The sequence below is a fragment of the Plantactinospora sp. KBS50 genome (assembly GCF_002285795.1).
Taxonomy (GTDB): domain Bacteria; phylum Actinomycetota; class Actinomycetes; order Mycobacteriales; family Micromonosporaceae; genus KBS50.
This window is the reverse complement of record NZ_CP022961.1, coordinates 3,239,288-3,258,403: the sequence shown is the minus strand read 5'-3', so window position 1 is coordinate 3,258,403 and position 19,116 is coordinate 3,239,288. Positions and strand designations below refer to the sequence as shown.

General features: G+C 75.1%; 18 protein-coding genes, 1 tRNA gene and 2 pseudogenes. 16 read left to right on the top strand and 5 right to left on the bottom strand.

The window, feature by feature from the left end; all coding sequences use genetic code 11:
- Positions 1-57: 57 nt before the first annotated feature.
- On the bottom strand, positions 58-819 hold the full coding sequence (locus CIK06_RS14580; protein ID WP_095565280.1) for a L,D-transpeptidase family protein: 762 nt from the start codon (positions 817-819) through the stop codon (positions 58-60).
- Positions 820-1,181: 362 nt separating this feature from the next.
- Here CIK06_RS14580 and CIK06_RS14575 point away from each other — a divergent pair, with 362 nt between their 5' ends.
- Positions 1,182-1,787 carry a hypothetical protein gene (locus CIK06_RS14575; RefSeq protein WP_095567837.1) on the top strand — a complete coding sequence of 202 codons (606 nt, stop codon included), beginning with the start codon at positions 1,182-1,184 and terminating at the stop codon, positions 1,785-1,787.
- A gap of 80 nt (positions 1,788-1,867) precedes the next feature.
- Here the strand turns inward: CIK06_RS14575 and CIK06_RS14570 are convergent, their stop codons facing one another.
- Complete coding sequence (locus CIK06_RS14570; RefSeq protein WP_095565279.1) at positions 1,868-2,239, bottom strand: DUF4267 domain-containing protein; 372 nt, start codon at positions 2,237-2,239, stop codon at positions 1,868-1,870.
- Positions 2,240-2,333: 94 nt separating this feature from the next.
- Here CIK06_RS14570 and CIK06_RS14565 point away from each other — a divergent pair, with 94 nt between their 5' ends.
- The 10 genes and pseudogenes from CIK06_RS14565 (at position 2,334) to CIK06_RS14520 (ending at position 13,619) form a co-directional block, all read left to right on the top strand.
- Positions 2,334-2,906 carry a TetR/AcrR family transcriptional regulator gene (locus CIK06_RS14565; protein WP_095565278.1) on the top strand — a complete coding sequence of 191 codons (573 nt, stop codon included), beginning with the start codon at positions 2,334-2,336 and terminating at the stop codon, positions 2,904-2,906.
- 495 nt (positions 2,907-3,401) lie between these two features.
- Complete coding sequence (locus CIK06_RS14560) at positions 3,402-3,965, top strand: hypothetical protein (RefSeq protein WP_095564361.1); 564 nt, start codon at positions 3,402-3,404, stop codon at positions 3,963-3,965.
- Positions 3,966-4,119: 154 nt separating this feature from the next.
- Positions 4,120-7,341, top strand: a pseudogene (fdh, locus tag CIK06_RS14550) (formate dehydrogenase); the annotation flags it as partial.
- A gap of 118 nt (positions 7,342-7,459) precedes the next feature.
- Positions 7,460-8,476 carry a 4Fe-4S dicluster domain-containing protein gene (locus tag CIK06_RS32445; protein ID WP_095567835.1) on the top strand — a complete coding sequence of 339 codons (1,017 nt, stop codon included), beginning with the start codon at positions 7,460-7,462 and terminating at the stop codon, positions 8,474-8,476.
- Positions 8,473-9,576 carry an NrfD/PsrC family molybdoenzyme membrane anchor subunit gene (gene nrfD, locus CIK06_RS14540; protein WP_095565277.1) on the top strand — a complete coding sequence of 368 codons (1,104 nt, stop codon included), beginning with the start codon at positions 8,473-8,475 and terminating at the stop codon, positions 9,574-9,576. The genes CIK06_RS32445 and nrfD overlap by 4 nt, the downstream gene beginning before the upstream one ends.
- A gap of 172 nt (positions 9,577-9,748) precedes the next feature.
- Positions 9,749-9,841: transfer RNA gene (locus CIK06_RS29380), tRNA-Sec, on the top strand.
- A 56-nt stretch (positions 9,842-9,897) separates the two neighbouring features.
- Positions 9,898-11,235, top strand: a complete 1,338-nt coding sequence (selA, locus tag CIK06_RS14535) for an L-seryl-tRNA(Sec) selenium transferase (protein WP_095565276.1) — start codon at positions 9,898-9,900, stop codon at positions 11,233-11,235.
- Positions 11,235-12,989 (top strand): selenocysteine-specific translation elongation factor, encoded by a 1,755-nt coding sequence (selB, locus tag CIK06_RS14530; protein WP_095565275.1) that lies wholly within the window; start codon positions 11,235-11,237, stop codon positions 12,987-12,989. The genes selA and selB overlap by 1 nt, the downstream gene beginning before the upstream one ends.
- Positions 12,990-13,069: 80 nt before the next feature.
- A complete protein-coding gene (locus CIK06_RS14525) occupies positions 13,070-13,282 on the top strand; it encodes a hypothetical protein (protein ID WP_095565274.1) in 213 nt (70 codons plus the stop codon).
- Between the two features lie 154 nt (positions 13,283-13,436).
- On the top strand, positions 13,437-13,619 hold the full coding sequence (locus CIK06_RS14520; RefSeq protein ID WP_095567834.1) for a hypothetical protein: 183 nt from the start codon (positions 13,437-13,439) through the stop codon (positions 13,617-13,619).
- Positions 13,620-13,630: 11 nt separating this feature from the next.
- On the opposite strand, the gene CIK06_RS14515 is transcribed toward CIK06_RS14520, so the two are convergent.
- A complete protein-coding gene (locus CIK06_RS14515) occupies positions 13,631-14,278 on the bottom strand; it encodes a hypothetical protein (RefSeq protein ID WP_095565273.1) in 648 nt (215 codons plus the stop codon).
- 183 nt (positions 14,279-14,461) lie between these two features.
- On the opposite strand from CIK06_RS14515, the gene CIK06_RS14510 reads away from it, so the two are divergent.
- Positions 14,462-14,653 (top strand): hypothetical protein, encoded by a 192-nt coding sequence (locus CIK06_RS14510; RefSeq protein ID WP_095565272.1) that lies wholly within the window; start codon positions 14,462-14,464, stop codon positions 14,651-14,653.
- Between the two features lie 76 nt (positions 14,654-14,729).
- Here CIK06_RS14510 and CIK06_RS14505 read toward each other — a convergent pair whose 3' ends face one another.
- Entirely contained in the window at positions 14,730-15,221 is a 492-nt protein-coding gene (locus CIK06_RS14505) for a hypothetical protein (RefSeq protein ID WP_095565271.1), read from the bottom strand.
- A 38-nt stretch (positions 15,222-15,259) separates the two neighbouring features.
- Positions 15,260-16,120 carry a universal stress protein gene (locus CIK06_RS14500; RefSeq protein WP_095565270.1) on the bottom strand — a complete coding sequence of 287 codons (861 nt, stop codon included), beginning with the start codon at positions 16,118-16,120 and terminating at the stop codon, positions 15,260-15,262.
- A 237-nt stretch (positions 16,121-16,357) separates the two neighbouring features.
- Here CIK06_RS14500 and CIK06_RS14495 point away from each other — a divergent pair, with 237 nt between their 5' ends.
- The 4 genes and pseudogenes from CIK06_RS14495 (at position 16,358) to CIK06_RS14485 (ending at position 19,001) form a co-directional block, all read left to right on the top strand.
- Positions 16,358-17,530: a PP2C family protein-serine/threonine phosphatase gene (locus tag CIK06_RS14495; RefSeq protein ID WP_095565269.1), complete on the top strand. Its 1,173-nt coding sequence runs from the start codon at positions 16,358-16,360 to the stop codon at positions 17,528-17,530.
- A gap of 61 nt (positions 17,531-17,591) precedes the next feature.
- Positions 17,592-17,819, top strand: a pseudogene (locus tag CIK06_RS32440) (MarR family transcriptional regulator); the annotation flags it as partial.
- An 86-nt stretch (positions 17,820-17,905) separates the two neighbouring features.
- The gene (locus CIK06_RS32435; RefSeq protein ID WP_369916272.1) at positions 17,906-18,061 is read left to right on the top strand and encodes a hypothetical protein; all 156 of its coding nucleotides are present in this window, start codon (positions 17,906-17,908) and stop codon (positions 18,059-18,061) included.
- A 280-nt stretch (positions 18,062-18,341) separates the two neighbouring features.
- A complete protein-coding gene (locus tag CIK06_RS14485; protein ID WP_369916158.1) occupies positions 18,342-19,001 on the top strand; it encodes a CDP-alcohol phosphatidyltransferase family protein in 660 nt (219 codons plus the stop codon).
- The last annotated feature ends 115 nt before the right edge of the window (positions 19,002-19,116 follow it).

Here is a 19,116-nt window from a genome sequence, read left to right as displayed (position 1 = left end):
CGGTGCGGTCCGCGTCGGGCGGCCGACCCGGCCCGGCCGCGACGCCGGTCGTCGCGTTCAGCGGTAGACGTGTACCGGCGTGTTGACCCCCAGGACCGACCAGAGCCGGTTCATGGCCGGGATCGGCACCCGCAGGCAGCCGTGGCTGGCCGGGTACGCCGGCACCGAGGTGGCGCCGTGCACCGCGTACCCGCCGTGGAAGTAGTTGGGCCGCCACAGCAGCCCGAGCGGACTCTGCCGCCAGCCGTCGATCCGGCGGGTGACCCGGTAGTCGCCGGTCGGGGTGGGCGTGCTGCTCTTGCCGGAGGAGATGTCCACGATCCGCACCACGGCGCCGTTGCGGGTCAGGTAGAGCACCTGCCGGCCCAGGCTCGCCTCGACCGCGTATCCCGCGTGCCGGTACCGCGGCGCGGGCGCGGCCGGGTGGTCCAGCGCGGCCCAGGTGCGCGGCCCGACGATGCCGTCCCGGGCCAGGCCGTTGACCTTCTGGAACGCCACGACCGCGTGGAAGGTGGACGGTCCGAAGTCGCCGTCGACCCCGCCCACGTCGTAGTGCAGGTCCGTCAGCCGTCGTTGCAGGGTGCTCACGGTGGCGCCCTTGGCGCCCTGGCGCAGCAGCGGCCGGGCTGCCGCGGCGTACGCGCTCTGCACGGTTGTCGGGAACCCGGCCCTGGCGGCGGCGGCCGGCGTCCCGGCGCTGGCCGGACCGACCGCCCAGGCGGGTGCGGCCGGCAGCAGCAGGGCGCTCCCGGTCGCGACCGCGACCGCGGTCCGGTGCCAGCGCGGCGGGCTGGCGGTCTTTCTGGCAGTGGGCTTCATCGACCCTCCCTGAGGACTTACCGGAACCCGAACATTAGTCCGGTTCGGGGGCGCCCGGGTACCGCGTCCCGATCCGTGCGCGCTGCGCCGGATGTCCGGTGCCGCCGGGGAATCCTGGCGGCCAGGCGGTCGTTACATGTCCCGTACGGCCGAGTAGAACCACCAGATGAGCTGGGATGACGGAGTCCCGCGCCGGAATTTGGCGGGACCCCGGTCGTTACACATGGTCCCGGCCGACGGAGCGCCCCGCTGCGACCGCGTGCCGGACCACCCCCCGTCCCCCGAGCGCCCACGACTGGTGCTCACGCGCGTGCCGCCCCCGAAGGCACGTGGCGTGCAACCCCCGAATGGAGCTCACCATGATGAACACGACGATGATGCACAAGGGCATGCTGACCGCCATCGGTCTGACCTTCGCCGGCGCGATGGCCGCCGGACCCGGAATGGCCCACGACACCGCGTCGACCCCGGTCGGCAAGCCGGTGGCGCTGGTGCAGAGCATCACCTCCGACGCCTCGACGCCGGACCGGGCCGCGCTGATCCCGCACGGCACCCAGGGCGCGCAGTCGCGGATCGACCTGAGTGACGAGCAGAAGGACAACGCGAAGGCCATCGTCGAGGCCACCAGGAAGAACGGCCTGGACGAGCGGGCCGCGGTGATCGCGGTCGCCACCTCGATGCAGGAGTCCAAGCTGGAGAACCTGGGCCACCTGGGCTCGGCCAACGACCACGACTCGCTGGGTCTGTTCCAGCAGCGCCCGTCCTCGGGCTGGGGTACGCCGGATCAGATCACCGATCCGCAGTACGCCACCACGGCCTTCCTGAACGGCCTGAAGAACGTGTCGGGCTGGCATGACCTGCCGCTGACCGTGGCCGCGCAGAAGGTTCAGGTGTCGGCCTACCCGGACGCCTACGCGCAGTGGGAGTCCCAGGCCGCCGACCTGGTCGCCGAGTACTGGGCCGGCTGACCCCGACCATCCCGAAACGGCCCCCGCCGTCACCCCGGTGACGGCGGGGGCCGTTCGCCGTCCGCGCCCCGGAACCGGGCTCACGCGGCGAACAGCAACGCCGCGCTGAGCAGGACGACGACGGCGGTGCTGAGGTGGATGCCGAAGGCGGCGGCCTTCGTGCCGCCGTGGCGTAGCACGATCGCCATGTCGCCGAGCGGGATCAGCGCGGCCGCGAGCATGAACCAGGCCTCCGCCCGGGCACCGACGAAGACCAGCAGGGCCAGGCCCACGATGCCGAGGCTGAGGTCCCGTACGCCCTTGACGGCCAGGTAGGCGCGGTCGCCCTCGGGTTTGGCCGGCACTCCGTAGCCCGCCGCCGCGGAATGCGGTGCCAGCAGGAAGCGGGCGCCGATGACGGCGATGAAGAGGTCGAGGACGACGGCGAGTCCGTAGGCGAGTGAGGAGAGCACGACCGGATCCTTTCGCGTTTGCTAGCACTGCTAGAAACTCGAGCGAGACTAGCAGTAGCTCGGGCAGGTTGGCTAGCGGCGCTAGGATGTGGCCATGTCTGTCCGCGAACGCCGGGCGCGGGAGCGCACGCGACGGGAGCGGCTGATCGTCACGACCGCCCGGGACCTCGCCGAATCCGAGGGCTGGGACGCGGTGACCACCCGCCGGCTGGCCGAGCTGATCGAGTACAGCCAACCGGTGCTCTACAGCCACTTCCGCGGCAAGGGCGCGATCATGGCGGCCGTCGCGGTGGAGGGCTTCGCCGAGATCGCCGACCGGCTGCGCGCGGCCCGTGCCGGTGCCCGGACCGGGCGGGCGGCGCTGGCCGCGGTCGTGGCGGCCTATCTCGACTTCGCCGAGCGGCATCCGGCGCTGTACGACGCCATGTTCGTGCACGCCGTGGATCTGCGGTTCGCCCACCCGGAGACGCCCGCGGCCCTGCGCGAGGCGTTCGGGACGATCCGCGACGCGGTCCGGCCGTTCGCCGGCGACGACGACCTCGATGTGCACACCGAGGTGTTCTGGGCCGGTCTGCACGGCATCGTCACGTTGATGCGCGGCGACCGCCTGCCGCGCGAGACCCAGGACCGGCGCATCGCGCTGTTCCTCGACCGCTTCGCCGGCTGACCGGGCCGGGTGACCGCCGGCACACCGGCGCCGGGGCGATTTGTCGGGTTGGCCGGAATGGGTCGGTGGCCCGGGGCGTTGTACCGGGTCGCGGCGCGGGGACCGACCCCCGACCCCCAGGTCCCCGGCCCACGGTCCACGGCCCCACGGTCCACGGCCACGGTCCACGGTCCACGGCCCCACGGTCACGGCCCAGCGGTTCACTGCCCTGGGGGCTACGGCCCGGCCGGTCGCGGATGATCTCGCGGCCCGGCCCGCGGATGGGAATGCCGGCGGGCCGGGGTCGGTTATACCCGGTCCGGATGACCGCAGCAGCCGCCCACGGGCCGGCCCGGTCGTCCACCCCCGAGTTCCCCGGGCGCGTGTCGCGCCCAGGAATCCCTTCATGTTCTTTCGGGCGTTCCCCCGAGCGTCCGTGTGGTGCTGTCGCGTGTGCGGTCCCCCTGCTGGTTGTGCGTGCGCGTGGTGGCCTGACCCCCTTGAGGAGTTTTTCTGATGAAGACCACGATGCTGCGTAAGAGTGTGTTGTCGGTTGCCGGTCTGGCGTTTGCCGGTGGTGTGGTGGCCGGTCCGGTCACGGGTGTGTTGGCCTCGGGTCCGGCGGTGGCTGCGGATCGTGTGTCGGCGGTGGCGGTGGCTCAGCCTTCGGGTGGGCAGTCGCACGTCGATCTGGGTGATGAGCAGAAGGCGAATGTCAAGGCGATCGTGGCGGCTACGAAGAAGAACGGTCTGGATGAGCGGGCCGCGGTGATTTCGGTGGCCACGGCGATGCAGGAGTCGAAGTTGAAGAATCTGGGTGATCTGGGTGCGGCCAACGATCATGATTCGTTGGGTCTGTTCCAGCAGCGGCCGACCTCGGGTTGGGGTTCGCCGGATGAGATCACGGATCCGGAGTATGCGACGACGGCGTTCCAGAAGGCGTTGAAGGATGTGCCGAACTGGCATGAGTTGCCGTTGACCGAGGCGGCGCAGAAGGTTCAGGTGTCGGCGTACCCGGATGCGTACGCGCAGTGGGAGTCGCAGGCGACCGATCTGGTGGGTCAGTACTGGAACGCCTGACCCCCGGGAGTGCAGTGCCGGAAGGGCCCCGATCATCGGGGCCCTTCCGTGTGTCCCGGCCGTGTGTCCCGGTGGCCGCCCATCGGGGTGCGTACGCCCCGGCGCTGATCTATTGTCGGGTGGTCGGCCCGGCGCTTGCGAGGAGGTGTCGTACGTGGGCGTGCGCACCTGGATCGCGGGCTGGCCGGTGTACCGGCAGCTCACCGGCACCGATCCGCTGGGCCGGGGAGCGGCGGCCCGTTCGGCCCGCTCGGCGGGGCTGACCCCGCGCACCGAGCAGGCCGACACCGTGGCCCGCTCCGTCTGCCCGTACTGCGCCGTCGGCTGCGGCCAGCGGGTGTACGCCCGCGACGGGCGGATCCTGCAGATCGAGGGCGACCCGGACAGCCCCATCTCCCGGGGCCGGCTGTGCCCGAAGGGTTCGGCCAGCAAGACGCTGGTCACCAGCGAACTGCGCCAGCAGAAGGTCCGGTACCGGCGACCGTACGGCACCGACTGGGAGGACCTGGACCTCGACACCGCGCTGGACATGATCGCCGACCGGGTCATCGCCGCGCGGGCGCAGACCTGGGAGGACGCCGACGCGTCGGGCCGGCCGCTGAACCGGACGCTCGGCATCGCCAGCCTGGGCGGCGCCACGCTGGACAACGAGGAGAACTACCTCATCAAGAAGTTGTTCACCGCGATGGGCGCCCTGCAGATCGAGAACCAGGCCCGGATTTGACACTCCGCCACCGTCCCCGGTCTGGGGACCAGCTTCGGTCGCGGCGGCGCCACGGGTTTCCAGCAGGACCTGGCCAACGCTGACGTCATCATCATCCAGGGTTCCAACATGGCCGAGGCGCACCCGGTGGGCTTCCAGTGGGTGATGGAGGCCAAGCGGCGCGGCGCCAAGGTCTTCCACGTGGACCCGCGGTTCACCCGGACCAGCGCGCTTGCCGACAGCTACCTGCCGATCCGGGCCGGCACCGACGTCGCGCTGCTCGGCGGCGTGGTGCGCTACATCCTGGAGAACGCGCTGGACTTCCGGGAGTACGTCCTCGCGTACACGAACGCGGCCAGCATCGTCGGCGAGGACTTCCGGGACACCGAGGACCTGGACGGGCTGTTCTCCGGGTTCGACCCGCAGACCGCCAGCTACCAGCAGGCGAGCTGGCAGTACCAGGGTCAGGCCGGGACCGGCCCGCAGCACGACACGGCCATCCAGCGGGAGACCGCGGGCGGGCTGCGGCACGAGTCGCACGGCGCCCCGATCGGCGGCAACGTGCAGCGGGACGAGACGCTCCAACACCCGCGCTGCGTCTACCAGCTGCTCAAACGGCACTACGCCCGGTACACGCCGGAGATGGTCGAACGCATCTGCGGCGTGCCGCGGGAGAAGTTCCTCGAACTGTGCCGGGCCTGGACGCAGAACTCGGGCCGGGAGCGCACCGGCGCGCTCGTCTACTCGGTCGGCTGGACCCAGCACACCGTGGGCGTGCAGTACATCCGCACGGGCGCGGTCATCCAGTTGCTGCTGGGCAACGTGGGCCGGCCGGGTGGCGGGGTGATGGCGCTGCGCGGGCACGCCAGCATCCAGGGCTCCACCGACATCCCGACGCTGTTCAACCTGCTGCCGGGCTACCTGCCGATGCCCCGGCACGCCGAGCACCAGACGTTCGACGCGTGGGCCGACAGCATCCGGCACCCGGGCCAGAAGGGCTTCTGGGGCAACGCGCGGGCGTTCGCGGCGAGCCTGCTGAAGGCGTACTGGGGGGAGGCGGCGCGGCCGGAGAACGACTTCTGCTACGGCTACCTGCCCCGGTTGACCGGGGACCACGGCACGTACCAGACGGTCTTCAACATGATCGACGGCAAGGTCAAGGGGTACTTCCTGCTCGGCCAGAACCCGGCCGTCGGCTCGGCGCACGGCCGCGCCCAGCGGCTCGGCATGGCGAACCTGGACTGGCTGGTGGTCCGCGACCTCTTCATGATCGAGAGCGCGACGTTCTGGAAGAACGGCCCCGAGGTGGACAGCGGCGAGATCGTGCCGCAGGAGTGCCGCACCGAGGTGTTCTTCCTGCCGGCCGCCTCGCACGTGGAGAAGGAGGGCACCTTCACCCAGACCCAGCGGCTGCTGCAGTGGCGGGAGAAGGCGGTCGACCCGCCCGGCGACTGCCGCTCCGAGCTGTGGTTCTTCTACCACCTGGGCGAGCGGATCCGGCAGAAGCTGGCCGGCTCGACGCTGCCGCGCGACCGGGCGCTGCTCGACCTCACCTGGGCCTACCCCACGCACGGCCCGCACGCGGAGCCCAGCGCCGAGGCGGTGCTGGCCGAGATCAACGGGTACGACGTGGCCACCGGCGCGCCGCTGTCGGCGTTCGGGGAGGCCCGGGACGACGGCTCCACCGCCATCGGCTGCTGGATCTACACGGGCGTGTACGCCGACGGCGTCAACCAGGCCGCCCGGCGCAGGTCGGGGCGGGACCAGGACTGGGTGGCCGCGCAGTGGGGCTGGGCCTGGCCGGCCAACCGCCGGATGCTCTACAACCGCGCCTCGGCCGATCCGCAGGGCCGGCCGTGGAGCGAGCGCAAGCGGTACGTCTGGTGGGACGCCGAGCGGGGCGAGTGGACCGGCCGCGACGTGCCCGACTTCGAGCGGACCAAGCCGCCCACGTACCGGCCGCCGGCGGGCGCGACCGGACCGGCCGCGCTGGCCGGCGACGATCCGTTCGTGATGCAGGGAGACGGGAAGGGCTGGCTGTTCGCCCCGACCGGTCTGGTCGACGGCCCGCTGCCGACGCACTACGAGCCGGCCGAGTCCCCGGTCCGCAACCCGCTCTACGGCCAGCAGTCCAATCCGACCCGCAAGACCTACGACCGGTCCGACAATCCGGTGAACCCGAGTCCGCCGCGGGCGGGCGGCGACGTCTTCCCGTACGTTTTCCTGGTCAGCCGGCTCACCGAGCACCACACGGCCGGCGGGATGAGCCGGACGGTACGGCACCTGGCCGAGCTGCAACCGGAGATGTTCGTGGAGGTCTCCCCGGAACTGGCCGCCGAGCGCGGGCTGGAACACCGGGGCTGGGCGTACCTGGTCACGTCCCGGGCCGCCATCGAGGCGCGGGTGCTGGTGACCGACCGGCTCGCCCCGCTGCGGGTGGAGGGCCGGGAGATCCACCAGATCTGGTTGCCGTACCACTTCGGGTACGAGGGCCTGGTCCGCGGTGACTCGGCCAACGACCTGTTCGGCGTCGTCCTCGACCCGAACGTGTTGATCCAGGAGAGCAAGGTGGGCACCTGCGACATCAGGCCGGGCCGCCGGCCGACCGGTCCGGCGCTGCGGGACCTGGTGGCCGGCTACCGGCGCCGGGCCGCCGGCGCCGAGCCGGACGGTGGCCGGGCGGACGGTGGCCAGGCGGACGCTGCCGGCGAGGCCGGCGCCGAGCCGGACGGTGACCAGGCGGACGGTGCCGGCGGTGCCGGCGCTGCCGGCGAGGGGAGGGGCGGAGCGGATGACCGACGGCACCGGAGCGCAGCCTGCGGCGGACCCGGCGGCGGACGCCGGCTGGCCGGACCGGCCACCCCGGATGGGTTTCTTCACCGACACCAGCGTGTGCATCGGCTGCAAGGCCTGCGAGGTGGCCTGCAAGGAGTGGAACCTGGTCCCGGAGCAGGGCATGGACCTGCTGGGCATGTCGTACGACAACACCGGCGCGCTGACCGCGAACTCGTGGCGGCACGTCGCCTTCATCGAGCAACCGCGCCCGGCCGCCGCGACGCCGGAACCCGTCGCGACGCCGGAACCCGTCGCGACGCCGGAACCCGTCGCGACGCCGGAACCCGTCGCGACGCCGGGACCCGCTGCGGCGCCGGCCGGGGACGGCGCGCCGGCCGGGCCGGAGTTCCTCGGGATGCCCGGATCGGGGCCGCCGGGCCGCTCGGGCGGGGCCGCCGGGCGGACCGACTTCCGCTGGCTGATGATGTCCGACGTGTGCAAGCACTGCACCCGGGCGGCCTGCCTGGACGTCTGCCCCACCGGGGCGCTGTTCCGCACCGAGTTCGGCACGGTCGTGGTGCAGGAGGACATCTGCAACGGCTGCGGCTACTGCATCCCGGCCTGCCCGTACGGGGTGATCGACCAGCGCCGGGGCGACGGCCGGGCGTGGAAGTGCACGCTCTGCTACGACCGGATCGGGGCCGGTATGACGCCGGCCTGCGCGCAGGCGTGCCCCACCGAGTCCATTCAGTACGGACCGCTTGACGAACTGCGGGACCGGGCCGCCGGGCGGGTGGCCGCGCTGCACGAGGCGGGGGTCGCCGACGCCCGGCTCTACGGGCACGACCCGGCCGACGGCGTCGGCGGGGACGGCGCGTTCTTCCTGCTGCTGGACGAGCCGGAGGTGTACGGGTTGCCGCCCGACCCGGTGGTCACCACCCGGGACCTGCCGCGGATGTGGCGCCGGGCCGGGCTGGCCGCGCTCACCATGGCGGCCGCGGCCGTGGTGGCCTTCGCCGGGCGGCCCCGGTGAGCGCCCGGCCGACCGGCCCCGGCCCGGAACGGCACCGGCCCGCCCGGGACGGTGCCGCCGTCGCGGGCACCGGCGCCGGCCGGGCCGGAGAGGGTCGGGCCGGCGCCGGTCGGGCGCAGGACCGGTCGCGCCGGCGCGGCGGCGGGCGCTCCGGCCGCGGCGGCGAGCGGCTCACCGTGCCGCCGGCCGAGTTCACCTCGTACTACGGCCGGCCGATCGTGAAGGCACCGGTGTGGAAGTGGGACATCGCCGCGTACCTGTTCACCGGCGGGTTGGCCGCCGGGTCGGCGCTGCTGGCCGCCGGCGGCCAACTGACCGGCCGGCCGGCGCTGCGCCGCGCGGGCCGGGTCGGCGCGTTCGCCGCGATCGGGGCCAGCAGCTACTTCCTGGTCAACGACCTGGGCCGGCCGGCCCGGTTCCACCACATGCTGCGGGTGGCCAAGCCGACCTCGCCGATGTCGGTGGGCACCTGGATCCTCACCGCGTTCGGCCCGGCCGCCGGGCTGGCCGCGGTCGCCGAACTCGCCCCGGTGCTGCCCGAGCGGGGGCCGCTGGGCCTCGCCCGCCGGGTGCTGCCCCCGGCGGGCGCGGTGGCCGGGCTCGCGGCGGCGGCCACCGCACCGGCGCTCGCCACGTACACCGGGGTGCTGCTGGCCGACACGGCGGTGCCGTCCTGGCACGAGGCGTACCCGCAACTGCCGTTCGTCTTCGCCGGCAGCGCGCTGGCCAGCGGCGCCGGCCTGGGCCTGCTGGCCGCGCCGCCCGAGCAGGCCGGCCCGGCCCGGCGGCTCGCGCTGGCCGGCGCGGCGATGGAACTGGCCGGCGCGCACCGGATCGAGCACCGGCTCGGGCTGCTCAGCGAGCCGTACACCACCGGGCGGGCCGGCCGGCTGCTGCGCACCGGCCGCAACCTGACCGCCCTCGGGGTCGCCGGCGCGGTGCTGGGCCGGCGCAGCCGGCTGCTGTCGGCGCTGTCCGGCGCGGCGCTGCTCGGCGCGGCCGTGGCCACCCGGTTCGGCATCTTCGCCGGCGGGGTCGCCTCGGCCCGGGACCCGAGGTACACGGTCGTCCCGCAGCGCGACCGGCTCGCCGGCCGCTAGCACCCGCGCCGGCGCCGGTGCGGCGCCGCCGGCCGCGACGGTGGCATCGGCCGCGACGGTGGCATCGGACGTGGCGGTGGCACCGGACGCGGCGCCACCGCCGGCCGCGGTGGTGGCACCGGATGCGCGGCCCGGCCGGTGCCGCGGCGGCCCGTGTGGTTTAGTGCTCGGTGGAGGCGTTCAGGCGGCTGGTGCCCCTCCCGGTCTTCAAAACCGGTGCGACCCGCGAGCCGGGTCGGGCGGGTTCGATTCCCGTCCGCCTCCGTCCGCGACCCGGCCCCTGCCGGCCGGTGACCGCGGCCGGAGACCGAGGAGTGGCTGATGCAGGGCGCGGCCGACGCGCGACGGCGGATCCCCCGTACCGATGCGGTGCTGGCCGACCCGCGGCTGGTCGCGGCCGCCGCGACCGTGGGCCGGCCGGCGCTCAAGGCCGCCGTCACAGCGGCCCAGCGGCGGGCGCGCTCCGGCGAGATCCGCCCCGAGGAGGTGGCCGAGGTCGCCGCCGCGGCGGTCGCCGCGCCACCGGACGGGCTCCGGCCGGTGCTCAACGCCACCGGGGTGGTGCTGCACACCAACCTGGGCCGGGCGGCGCTGTCGGCGGCGGCCGTCGACGCGCTGGTGGCCGCCGCCGGGCACACCGACGTGGAACTGGACCTGGCCACCGGGCGGCGTGCCCGGCGCGGCCGGTCCACCCTGGCGGCGCTGGCCGCCGCGGTGCCCGACGCGGCGGCGGTGCACGTGGTCAACAACGGCGCGGCGGCCCTGGTGCTGGCCGCCACCGCCCTCGCGGCCGGCCGGGAGATCGTGGTCAGCCGCGGCGAACTGGTGGAGATCGGCGACGGGTTCCGCCTGCCCGACCTGCTGGTCAGCACCGGCGCCCGGCTGCGCGAGGTGGGCACCACGAACCGCACCACCCGGGCCGACTACGCCGCGGCGCTCGGGCCGGACACCGCGTTCGTGCTGAAGGTGCACCCGTCGAACTTCGTGGTCCGCGGCTTCACCTCGGCGGTGCCGGTCGCCGAGCTGGCCGGCCTGCCGGTGCCGGTGGTGGTGGACATCGGGTCGGGGCTGCTGGCGCCCGAACCGGCGCTGCCGGACGAGCCCGACGCGGCCTCGGCGCTGCGGGCCGGCGCCACCCTGGTGACGGCGAGCGGGGACAAGCTGCTCGGCGGCCCGCAGGCCGGGCTGCTGCTGGGCGACGCGGCCGTGCTGGACCGGCTCCGCCGGCATCCGCTGGCCCGGGCGCTGCGGGTGGACAAGCTCACCCTGGCCGCGTTGCGGGCCACGCTCACCGGCCCGGACACCCCGACCCGGCGGGCGGTGCGGGCCGAGGCGGACGCGCTGCGGGTCCGGGCCGAGCGGCTGGCGGCCTCCCTGGCCGCCGCCGGGCTGGCCGCCGAGGTGACCCCGGCGGCCGCGGTGGTCGGCGGCGGCGGGGCGCCCGAGGTCGAGCTGCCGTCCTGGGCGGTGGCGCTGCCCGAGGCGTACGCGCCGGTGCTGCGCGCCGGCACCCCGCCGGTGCTCGGCCGGGTGGAGCGCGGCCGGCTGCTGCTGGACCTGCGCTGCGTGGCCCCGGCCGACGACGCCGAGCTGGCCCGGGCCGTGCCGCGGGCGGTGCGCCGTGCCCGGGACGGGGCCGGGCCGCCCGGCCCGCGCTGATGCACGTCATCGCCACCGCGGGCCACGTGGACCACGGCAAGTCCACGCTGGTGCGCGCGCTGACCGGGATGGAGCCGGACCGCTGGGCCGAGGAACGGCGCCGGGGCATGACGATCGACCTCGGCTTCGCCTGGACCGGGCTGCCCTCCGGCGCGGTGCTGGCCTTCGTGGACGTACCGGGGCACGAGCGGTTCGTCCCGAACATGCTGGCCGGCGTCGGCCCGGTCCCGGCCGCGATGCTGGTGGTGGCGGCCGACGAGGGGTGGATGCCGCAGTCGGCGGAGCACCTGGCGGCCCTGGACGCGCTCGGCGTGCGGCACGGGCTGCTCGTGGTGACCCGGGCCGACCTCGCCGACCCGGATCCGGCGCTGCGCGAGGCCCGGTCGCGGCTGCGGGACAGCTCGCTGGCCGGGATCGCGCAGGTCGCGGTGAGCGGAGCGACGGGGGCCGGGCTGCCCCGGCTGCGCGCCGAGCTGGACCGGCTGGTCGCCGGCATGCCCGCGGCGGAGCCCGCCGCCCCGGTCCGGCTCTGGGTGGACCGCTCGTTCACCATCCGCGGCAGCGGCACGGTGCTGACCGGCACGCTCGGCGCCGGCACCGTGCGGGTGGGCGACGAACTGGAGCTGGGCGACGGCACCCGGGTGCGGGTCCGCGGCCTCCAGTCGCTCGGCGCGGCCACCGGCGCGGTCGCCGCGGTGGCCCGGGTGGCGGTGAACCTGCGCGGCGTGCCCCGGGACGCGGTACGCCGCGGCGACGCGCTGCTCACGCCGGACCGGTTCCACCGCACCGACCTGCTGGACGTGCGGCTGGCCGGCGACCCGGTGGCGCGGCTGCCCGCCGAGCTGATGCTGCACGTCGGCTCGGCGGCCGTGCCGGCCCGGGTCCGTCCGCTGGGGCCGGACACCGCCCGGCTGCGGCTGGCGCGGGCGCTGCCGCTGCGGGTGGGGGACCGGGCGTTGCTGCGCGACCCGGGCCGCCGGCACGTGACCGGCGGGGTGACCGTGCTGGACGTGGCGGTGCCGCCGCTGTCCCGCCGGGGTGCCGCGGCGGCCCGGGCGGCGGTGCTGGCGACCCTGGACGGCACGCCGGACGAGGCATCCGAGCTGCGCCGCCGCGGCCTGGTCCGGCGCGCCGACCTGGATCGGATGGGGGTGCCGGTCACCGGCGGGCCGGTCACCGGGCAGTGGCACGCGGACCCCGGGCACTGGGCCGGCCTGCTCGACCGGCTGGTCGCGGCGGTGCAGCGGGAACAGGCCGCCGATCCGCTGGCCCCGGGAGTGCCGGTGGAGGTGCTGCGCCAGCAGCTCGGCCTGCCGGACCGGGCCCTGGTCGAGGCGCTGGTCCGGCCGCCGCTGCGGCTGGTCCAGGGTCGGGTGGTGACCGGACCGGCGGTGCCGGCCCTGCCGCCGCCGGTGGCCGCGGCCCTGGCCCGGCTGACCGCCGAGCTGGCCGGCCGGCCGTTCCGGGCACCCGAGGCGGCCCGGCTGGTCGAGCTGGGGTTGGGTCCGCGGGAGATCGGCGCAGCGGCACGGGCGGGTGCGCTGCTGCGGTTGGCCGACGCCGTGGTGCTGCTGCCGGACGCTCCGCAGGCGGCGGTGCGGGTGCTGGCCGGCCTGCCGCAGCCGTTCACGTTGAGCGCGGCCCGTCAGGCGCTGGACACCAGCCGCCGGGTGGCGGTGCCGCTGCTGGAGCTGTTGGACCGGCGCGGGGTGACCCGCCGCGCCGACGACGGCACCCGTACCCTAGCGTCCTAGGACACCGTACGGGACGTGCGCCCGACCACCCCCGGCGAAAACGCGTCGCCGAGGCGGGCGACACCCCTAACGTGAGGAGCGTGGCTACCGACCTGGGGGACCCGGCGGCGACCTGGCGGGACTCCAACCACCGGTGGCGGATCGAGGCGTACCGGTCGCCGGACCTGCGGTTCGCCGTCTACGCCACGAACGGCACCACCGAGTCGGCGCCGCTGTGGCTGCTCGGCATGCCCGCGCTGGCCCGCTGGCTGGCGTACCAGCAGATCGACGTGGACAGCCTGGAGATCGACTGAACCCCGCCGCGGTCTCTGCGGCGCGGGGTCAGGACGCCGCCCGTCGCCGAACGGGCGGGGTGGTGGTTTCGGCTCCTCGGTGCCGGTGCGCCCGACCGGGGGACCCGGCGCCGTTCGTCCGTGCCGGTGCGGACCGCGGATCTACGGTCGGTTCGTGAAAAACCGAGGGCTACGCACGTTGTTGTCCGTCCTGGCCGGGCTGGCCGTGATCTACCTGGGCAGCGACCAGCGCGACGGATCGCACCGGGTGAGCAACGCGCTGCTGCTGGTCGCGGCCGGCGCCGGACTGATCGTCTGGCAGCTCACGAAGCCGCGGGCGGACAGGTCGGCGGGCTGACCGGGTCGCGGTCAGCGGGCCGCAGCGGTCAGCCGGTCCGGGTCCTCGGCGCCCAGCGACACCCGGACCAGCGCCGACACCAGGCGCGGAAACCGGTCGCCGGGCGCCAGCGCGGCCAGCTCCGCCGGGGTGTCGGGCAGCCGCAGCCGGCGGGCCTCCTGCCGGGCACGCCGGTCCAGGAACGGCGCGACGTCCGGCCACACCCCCTGAACCTCGCGCAGGTAGATGTCGGCCCCGGTGGGGCCGATCCCGGGAAAGGCGGTCAGTTCGGTACGCAGCGCCGGCCGCCGCCCGTCGGCCGAGCGGTGCAGCCGGCGCAGGTCGCCGTCCCACCGCCGCAGGCACAGCTGCGCACCGTCGCCGAGCATGGTGGCGGTCCGCTCGTCGTACCGGCGGTAGTGTCCCCGGCCGAGGGCGTCGACCCGGTCCTGCCAGCTCGCGTCCCGCATCGCCTGCGGACTCCGGTATCCGGCCGCGAACAGCTCGTGCGCGGCGGCCACCGCCACGCCCGCCCGGATCCGGGCGCTGAGCAGCATGCTGAGCACCAGCAGCTGGTAGAGCGGGCCGGGCCGGTCCGTCAGCGCGATCCCGGCCTCCTCGGCGTACGTGCGGCCGTGCCGGTGGAGCAGGGTCGTCACCGTCGTGCGCGGATCAGCCATGCCGCCCCCTTACCCACCGACCGCACCGGTACGCCCGGAACCGGCCACCCGACCCCCGGTGGCCCCGGGTGCCGCGCGGCACCGCGCGGCACCGCGGTCCGGGGACGCCCGCCGGCCGGGGAACGAATGCCGCCGGGCGGCGGCGGGTATCCAACGACAGCGAGGACGGAAGGAGTTCCGGCCATGCCCAACGTGCAGCAGCCCGAGATGCGGCGCAACGAGCACAACCCGTTGGTCCAGGACAGCCGGGAGCCCGGCCCGAACGGCCGCCCCGGCGGTCGGGGCGGCCGCGGCAGGTCCCGCCCGATGCCCCGGGAGCAGGTTTCCCCGTACGGTCCGCCGGGCCGCCCGGTCCGCACCGACCGGTCCGGCTGAGCGCCATCGGGTCTCCGCGGTCCGCTCGACGGCCGTGCGGAACGGTCCGTCGCGAGCGACGGGACGGGCGTCCCGCTCAGCCCCGGCGGTCGAGCAGGTCCAGGGTGGCCGCGGCCGCCCAGCCGTACGCCAGGTGCGGCACGATGTCGGAGATCCAGGAACCGGCGCTCCAGGTGCGCGGGTCGGAGACCCGCAGCAGCGCGATCGGGAGGTCGGAGCCGGCCATCGCGCCGGCCCCGAGCATCCCGGCCGCGACCGGAGTCGGCAGGCGCCGCCGGATCAGCAGCGCGTATCCGACGGCGGTGGCGACCCCGGACAGGTAACCCAGTAACGGCCCGAGGCCCGCGCGGCGGTTCGCCGCCCGGTCCTCGGGCCCGAGTGGTACGTGCGCCGCCCCGGCCAGCCGTTGCACGGTTTCCTCCGGGGTGCTGCTGGAGGGGCGCGCCCGCACCGCGATGTCCAGGTACGTGACGACGTTCAGCGCCGAACTGCCCGCCAGCCCGGCGAGCAGACCCGGGAGTATCCGGTCCCGCGGTGCGATCCGGCTCCCCGGGCGTGATCCTGGCATGACGGTGCCTCCCTCGGTTCGGCTGGTGCCCGCCGGGTCTACCCGTCCTGGGCCGGGCCATGCGGCACCGGTGCGATCACCGTGGGGCACTGTGCGTGGTGCAGCACGGCCTGGCTGGTGGACCCGAGCACCAGGCCGGCCAGCCCGCCCCTCCCGCGGGCGCCGACCACCAGCAGTTGGGCGTGCGCCGACTCCTCGATGAGGGTGGGCGCGGGCCGGGCGTGGGCGATCCGGCGGATCACCGGTAGCTGGGGGTAGCGTTCCTGCCACTCCGCGAGGGTCTCGGCGAGCCGCCGGTCCTCCTCGGCGCGCAGCGCCTCGGTGTCGTACACCAGCGGCATCATGTCGCCGGGGCCGCTGGAGCGGGGGTGCCGGAAGGCGTGCACGGCGCGCAGTTCGGCGCCGCGTGCCGCGGCCTCGGCGGCGGCCACCGCGAGGGCCTGCCGGGAGGTGGTCGAGCCGTCGACGCCGACCACCACGGGTCCCGGGTGTTCGGTGCCGCGGGCGACCAGCACCGGGCAGTGGGCGTAGGAGACGGTCTGCATGGCGATCGAGCCGACCAGCAGGCTGGTGAAGCCGCCCAGCCCCCGGTCGCCGACGACCACCAGGCTGGCGTCGCGGCTCTCCCGGCACAGCACGGCCGCCGGCTGGCCGTCCACGACCTCGCCGTCCACCCGTACGCCGTCGGCCTCGGCGCGGGCCTCGGCGAGGGCGGCCGCGAGGATCCGCTCGGCCTGGTGCCGCAGCCCGCCCTCCGGCGGGCCTGCGGGTGGCGGGTCGACGTCGACCCGCAGCAGCGGCCAGACGAAGGCGTGGACGACCCGCAGGGGACGGCGGCGCACCCGGGCCTCGGCGGCGGCCAGCCCGATCGCGCGGCGCGCGTCGGCCGAACCGTCCACGCCGACGACGACGGCGGCGTCCTGGTGGTGCCCACCACCTCACTATCCCCACTGCGGCCCGGTGGCTGCGGCATTACGCCCAAGGCCACAGGGGCGGATCAGGGTGGATCAGGGCGGATCCGGGTGGATCCCGCGCCGTCGCGGGCCGGCGGTCCGGTCCTGCGTCGGCGGGGACCCGGGCGCAGCGGAGCCGCCCGTATGATTGCGTGCCCGATAGCAATAATTGGTGGGAGGACCATGGTCGAGGACGCGTCCCTCGCCGCGTGCCTGCGGGCCGCCGCGCCGGATCGGCAGGTGGAGGCGATGGCGGAGTATCTGCGGACTCGCCTGGGGGTGGTCGGGACGGATGTCCTGCTCGCCGACTACCGGATCGCCGGCCTGTGGGCGGTGCTGCACCCTTCGCCGGCGCAGGAGGTGTCGCTGGCCGGTCGGGCGGCGGCGGCCCGGTGTTTCAGCAGCCAGCAGGCGCTGGTGGACGCGGTCCGCGGCGGGGTGCGGGTGTACCTGCCGCTGACCGTCTGGGGGGAGCGGCTGGGCGTGCTGGCGGTCGAGTTGGCCGAGGCGCCCACCGATCTGCTGGCGGGGCGGTTGAACGTGCTGGCCGGTGACCTCGCGCTGGCGCTGCGGGCCGCGGACCGGGACACCGACCGGTACCGCCGGGTCCGCCGCCGGGGGCGGCTGAGCATGGCCGCCGAGTTGCAGTGGGATCTGATCCCGGGGCGCAGCCTCGGGCACGCGAGCTGCCTGCTGGCCGGCCAGCTCGAACCGGCGTACACGGTGGGCGGCGACAACTTCGACTGGGCGCTCAACGACGAGCGGTTGACCGTGACGGCGGTGAACGGCGACGGTACGGGGCTGCCGGCCTCGTTGCTCACGGCGTTGGCGGTGAACGCGATGCGCAACGCCCGCCGCTCCGGTGGCAGCCTGGCCGAGCAGGCGGAGCTGGCCTCGGACACCATCTACCGGCACCATCGCGGTGGTCGGCACCTGGCGACGCTGCTGCTGGAGCTGGACGTGCGCAGCGGACGGGTGCTGGCGGTGGATGCCGGTTCGCCGCGGGTGTTCCGGGTCCGCGGGGCGGGTGTGCACCGGGTCGTCCTGGAGGAGCAGTTGCCGCTGGGGATGTTCGAGGAGGGCCGGTACACGGTTCAGCAGTTCCGGATCGAGCCGGGGGACCGGCTGTTTCTGGTCAGCGACGGCGTGTACGCGGCGGCACCGGGAGAGCACGAGCCGTACGGGGACCGGGTGCTGGCCCGCGCGATCCGGTCCGCACGCCTGCAACCGGCCACCGAGGCGGTTGGTACGGTCATGCGCGACCTGCGCGGCTACCACGGGGACACCGAGCTGGACGACGATGCCGTTATCGTCTGTCTGGACTGGTACGGCATGAACCGGGAGTCGCCGGGGTAGTGCGGGGTACGCCGGGCACAAGGGTACGGCCAGGGCGTCGGACAACTTTAGAGGACACCGGATGGAGCGACCTGCGAACCTCGCCGTGGCGGTCGAGGCGGCAGCCGAGGCCCTGGTGGGCGTGCTGGACGACGCGCGTTCGCGGCATCCCTCGCCGGTGTCGCCGACCCAGCTGCGGGTGCTCTTCCTGATCAACGGTCGGCCGGACACGAACGTCAACAAGCTGGCCGAGCTGTTGCAGGTCGTACCGTCCTCGGCGAGCCGGTTGTGCGACCGGCTGGAGGCGATCGGGCTGGTCCGGCGGGTACCGGACCAGCGGGACCGGCGGGAGGTCCACCTGCGGCTGACCGGGGCGGCGCAGGCGCTGCTGGGGAGTTGCGGGAGTTGCGGTGCCAGGCGGTGCAGCGGGTGCTGGACGAGATGGCGCCGCGGGCGCAGCACGAGCTGGTGGTGGCCCTGCGGGCGTTCACCGAGGCGGCGTTGCTGGCCGGCGGGCAGACCGTGCCCGAGCCGCAGGCGCGGACGGCCTGACGGAGGCCGTCGGACCTCCGACACTCCAGCATCCTAGGACGGATTACCGGGTGTGACCCACACCGGCAGAACCTGAAACGACACGCACCGACCACACACCGCCCGGCCCATGATCGACTTTTGCCTGGATATAGTGGCAGCGCCAACCAGCCGGGGCGCCGCGGCGACAGCCACGCGTGGACCCCGAGTCGAGACACCCCTGCCACCCGGGTGGGGGCGAGTGCGGCGTCGTCCGGGCGGCCCGAGGGGGCCCGGACGCGTCAGGGGAGGGGAGGGGTCGGTGTCACGTCGGCCGGCTCAGGCGCCGGACGCCGGGCCGCCCGATCGCGCCGCCACCCAGTCACCGGGCGGTGCCCACGGCGTCCTGACGTTGCCCAACGCGATCAGCCTGCTGCGGCTGCTCGGCGTACCGCTGTTCCTGTATCTCTTCCTCGGTCCGCGCTCGGACGCCGTGGCGGTCGCGGTGCTGGCCGTCGGTGGCAGCACCGACTGGGTGGACGGGTACGTCGCGCGCCGGCTCGGCCAGGTCAGCCGCCTCGGTGAGCTGCTCGACCCGCTCGCCGACCGGCTGTACATCCTGGCCACGCTGCTGGCGTTCACCCTGCGCGAGATCGTGCCCTGGCAGTTCACGGTGGCGCTGCTGGCCCGCGAGCTGCTGCTGGCCGTGCGCCTGCTGGTGCTGCGCGGCTACGGCTACGGCCCGCCGCCGGTGCACTACCTGGGCAAGACGGCGACCTTCGTGCTGCTGGTGGCGTTCCCGGTGCTGCTGCTGGCCGACGCGGTGCCGGCGACGGCGGCGGTGGCCGGGGCGATCGGCTGGGCGATGGCCTGGTGGGGGCTGGTGCTGTACTGGGCCTCCGGCGTGCTGTACCTGGTGGAGGCGCGCCGGCTGATCCGGGCCGCCCGGGACGGGGCGCAGCACCCGCGGACGGCGCCGTGAGCGCGCCGGGCCGTGGCGGTGGCGGTGAGGTCGACGGCGAGCCGCGGCCGACGCGTACCTATGCCCCGGACTTCCTGACCGAGCTGTTCCGCAACCCGCTGGAGCCCGGGTACGC

Excerpts from the sequence above, each read along its gene's own strand:
- CIK06_RS14580 (WP_095565280.1), bottom strand. The coding sequence starts at position 819 with ATGAAGCCCACTGCCAGAAAGACCGCCAGCCCGCCGCGCTGGCACCGG.
- CIK06_RS14575 (WP_095567837.1), top strand. The coding sequence starts at position 1,182 with ATGAACACGACGATGATGCACAAGGGCATGCTGACCGCCATCGGTCTG.
- CIK06_RS14565 (WP_095565278.1), top strand. The coding sequence starts at position 2,334 with ATGTCTGTCCGCGAACGCCGGGCGCGGGAGCGCACGCGACGGGAGCGG.
- CIK06_RS14560 (WP_095564361.1), top strand. The coding sequence starts at position 3,402 with ATGAAGACCACGATGCTGCGTAAGAGTGTGTTGTCGGTTGCCGGTCTG.
- CIK06_RS32445 (WP_095567835.1), top strand. The coding sequence starts at position 7,460 with ATGACCGACGGCACCGGAGCGCAGCCTGCGGCGGACCCGGCGGCGGAC.
- selA (WP_095565276.1), top strand. The coding sequence starts at position 9,898 with ATGCAGGGCGCGGCCGACGCGCGACGGCGGATCCCCCGTACCGATGCG.
- selB (WP_095565275.1), top strand. The coding sequence starts at position 11,235 with ATGCACGTCATCGCCACCGCGGGCCACGTGGACCACGGCAAGTCCACG.
- CIK06_RS14515 (WP_095565273.1), bottom strand. The coding sequence starts at position 14,278 with ATGGCTGATCCGCGCACGACGGTGACGACCCTGCTCCACCGGCACGGC.
- CIK06_RS14510 (WP_095565272.1), top strand. The coding sequence starts at position 14,462 with ATGCCCAACGTGCAGCAGCCCGAGATGCGGCGCAACGAGCACAACCCG.
- CIK06_RS14505 (WP_095565271.1), bottom strand. The coding sequence starts at position 15,221 with ATGCCAGGATCACGCCCGGGGAGCCGGATCGCACCGCGGGACCGGATA.
- CIK06_RS14495 (WP_095565269.1), top strand. The coding sequence starts at position 16,358 with ATGGTCGAGGACGCGTCCCTCGCCGCGTGCCTGCGGGCCGCCGCGCCG.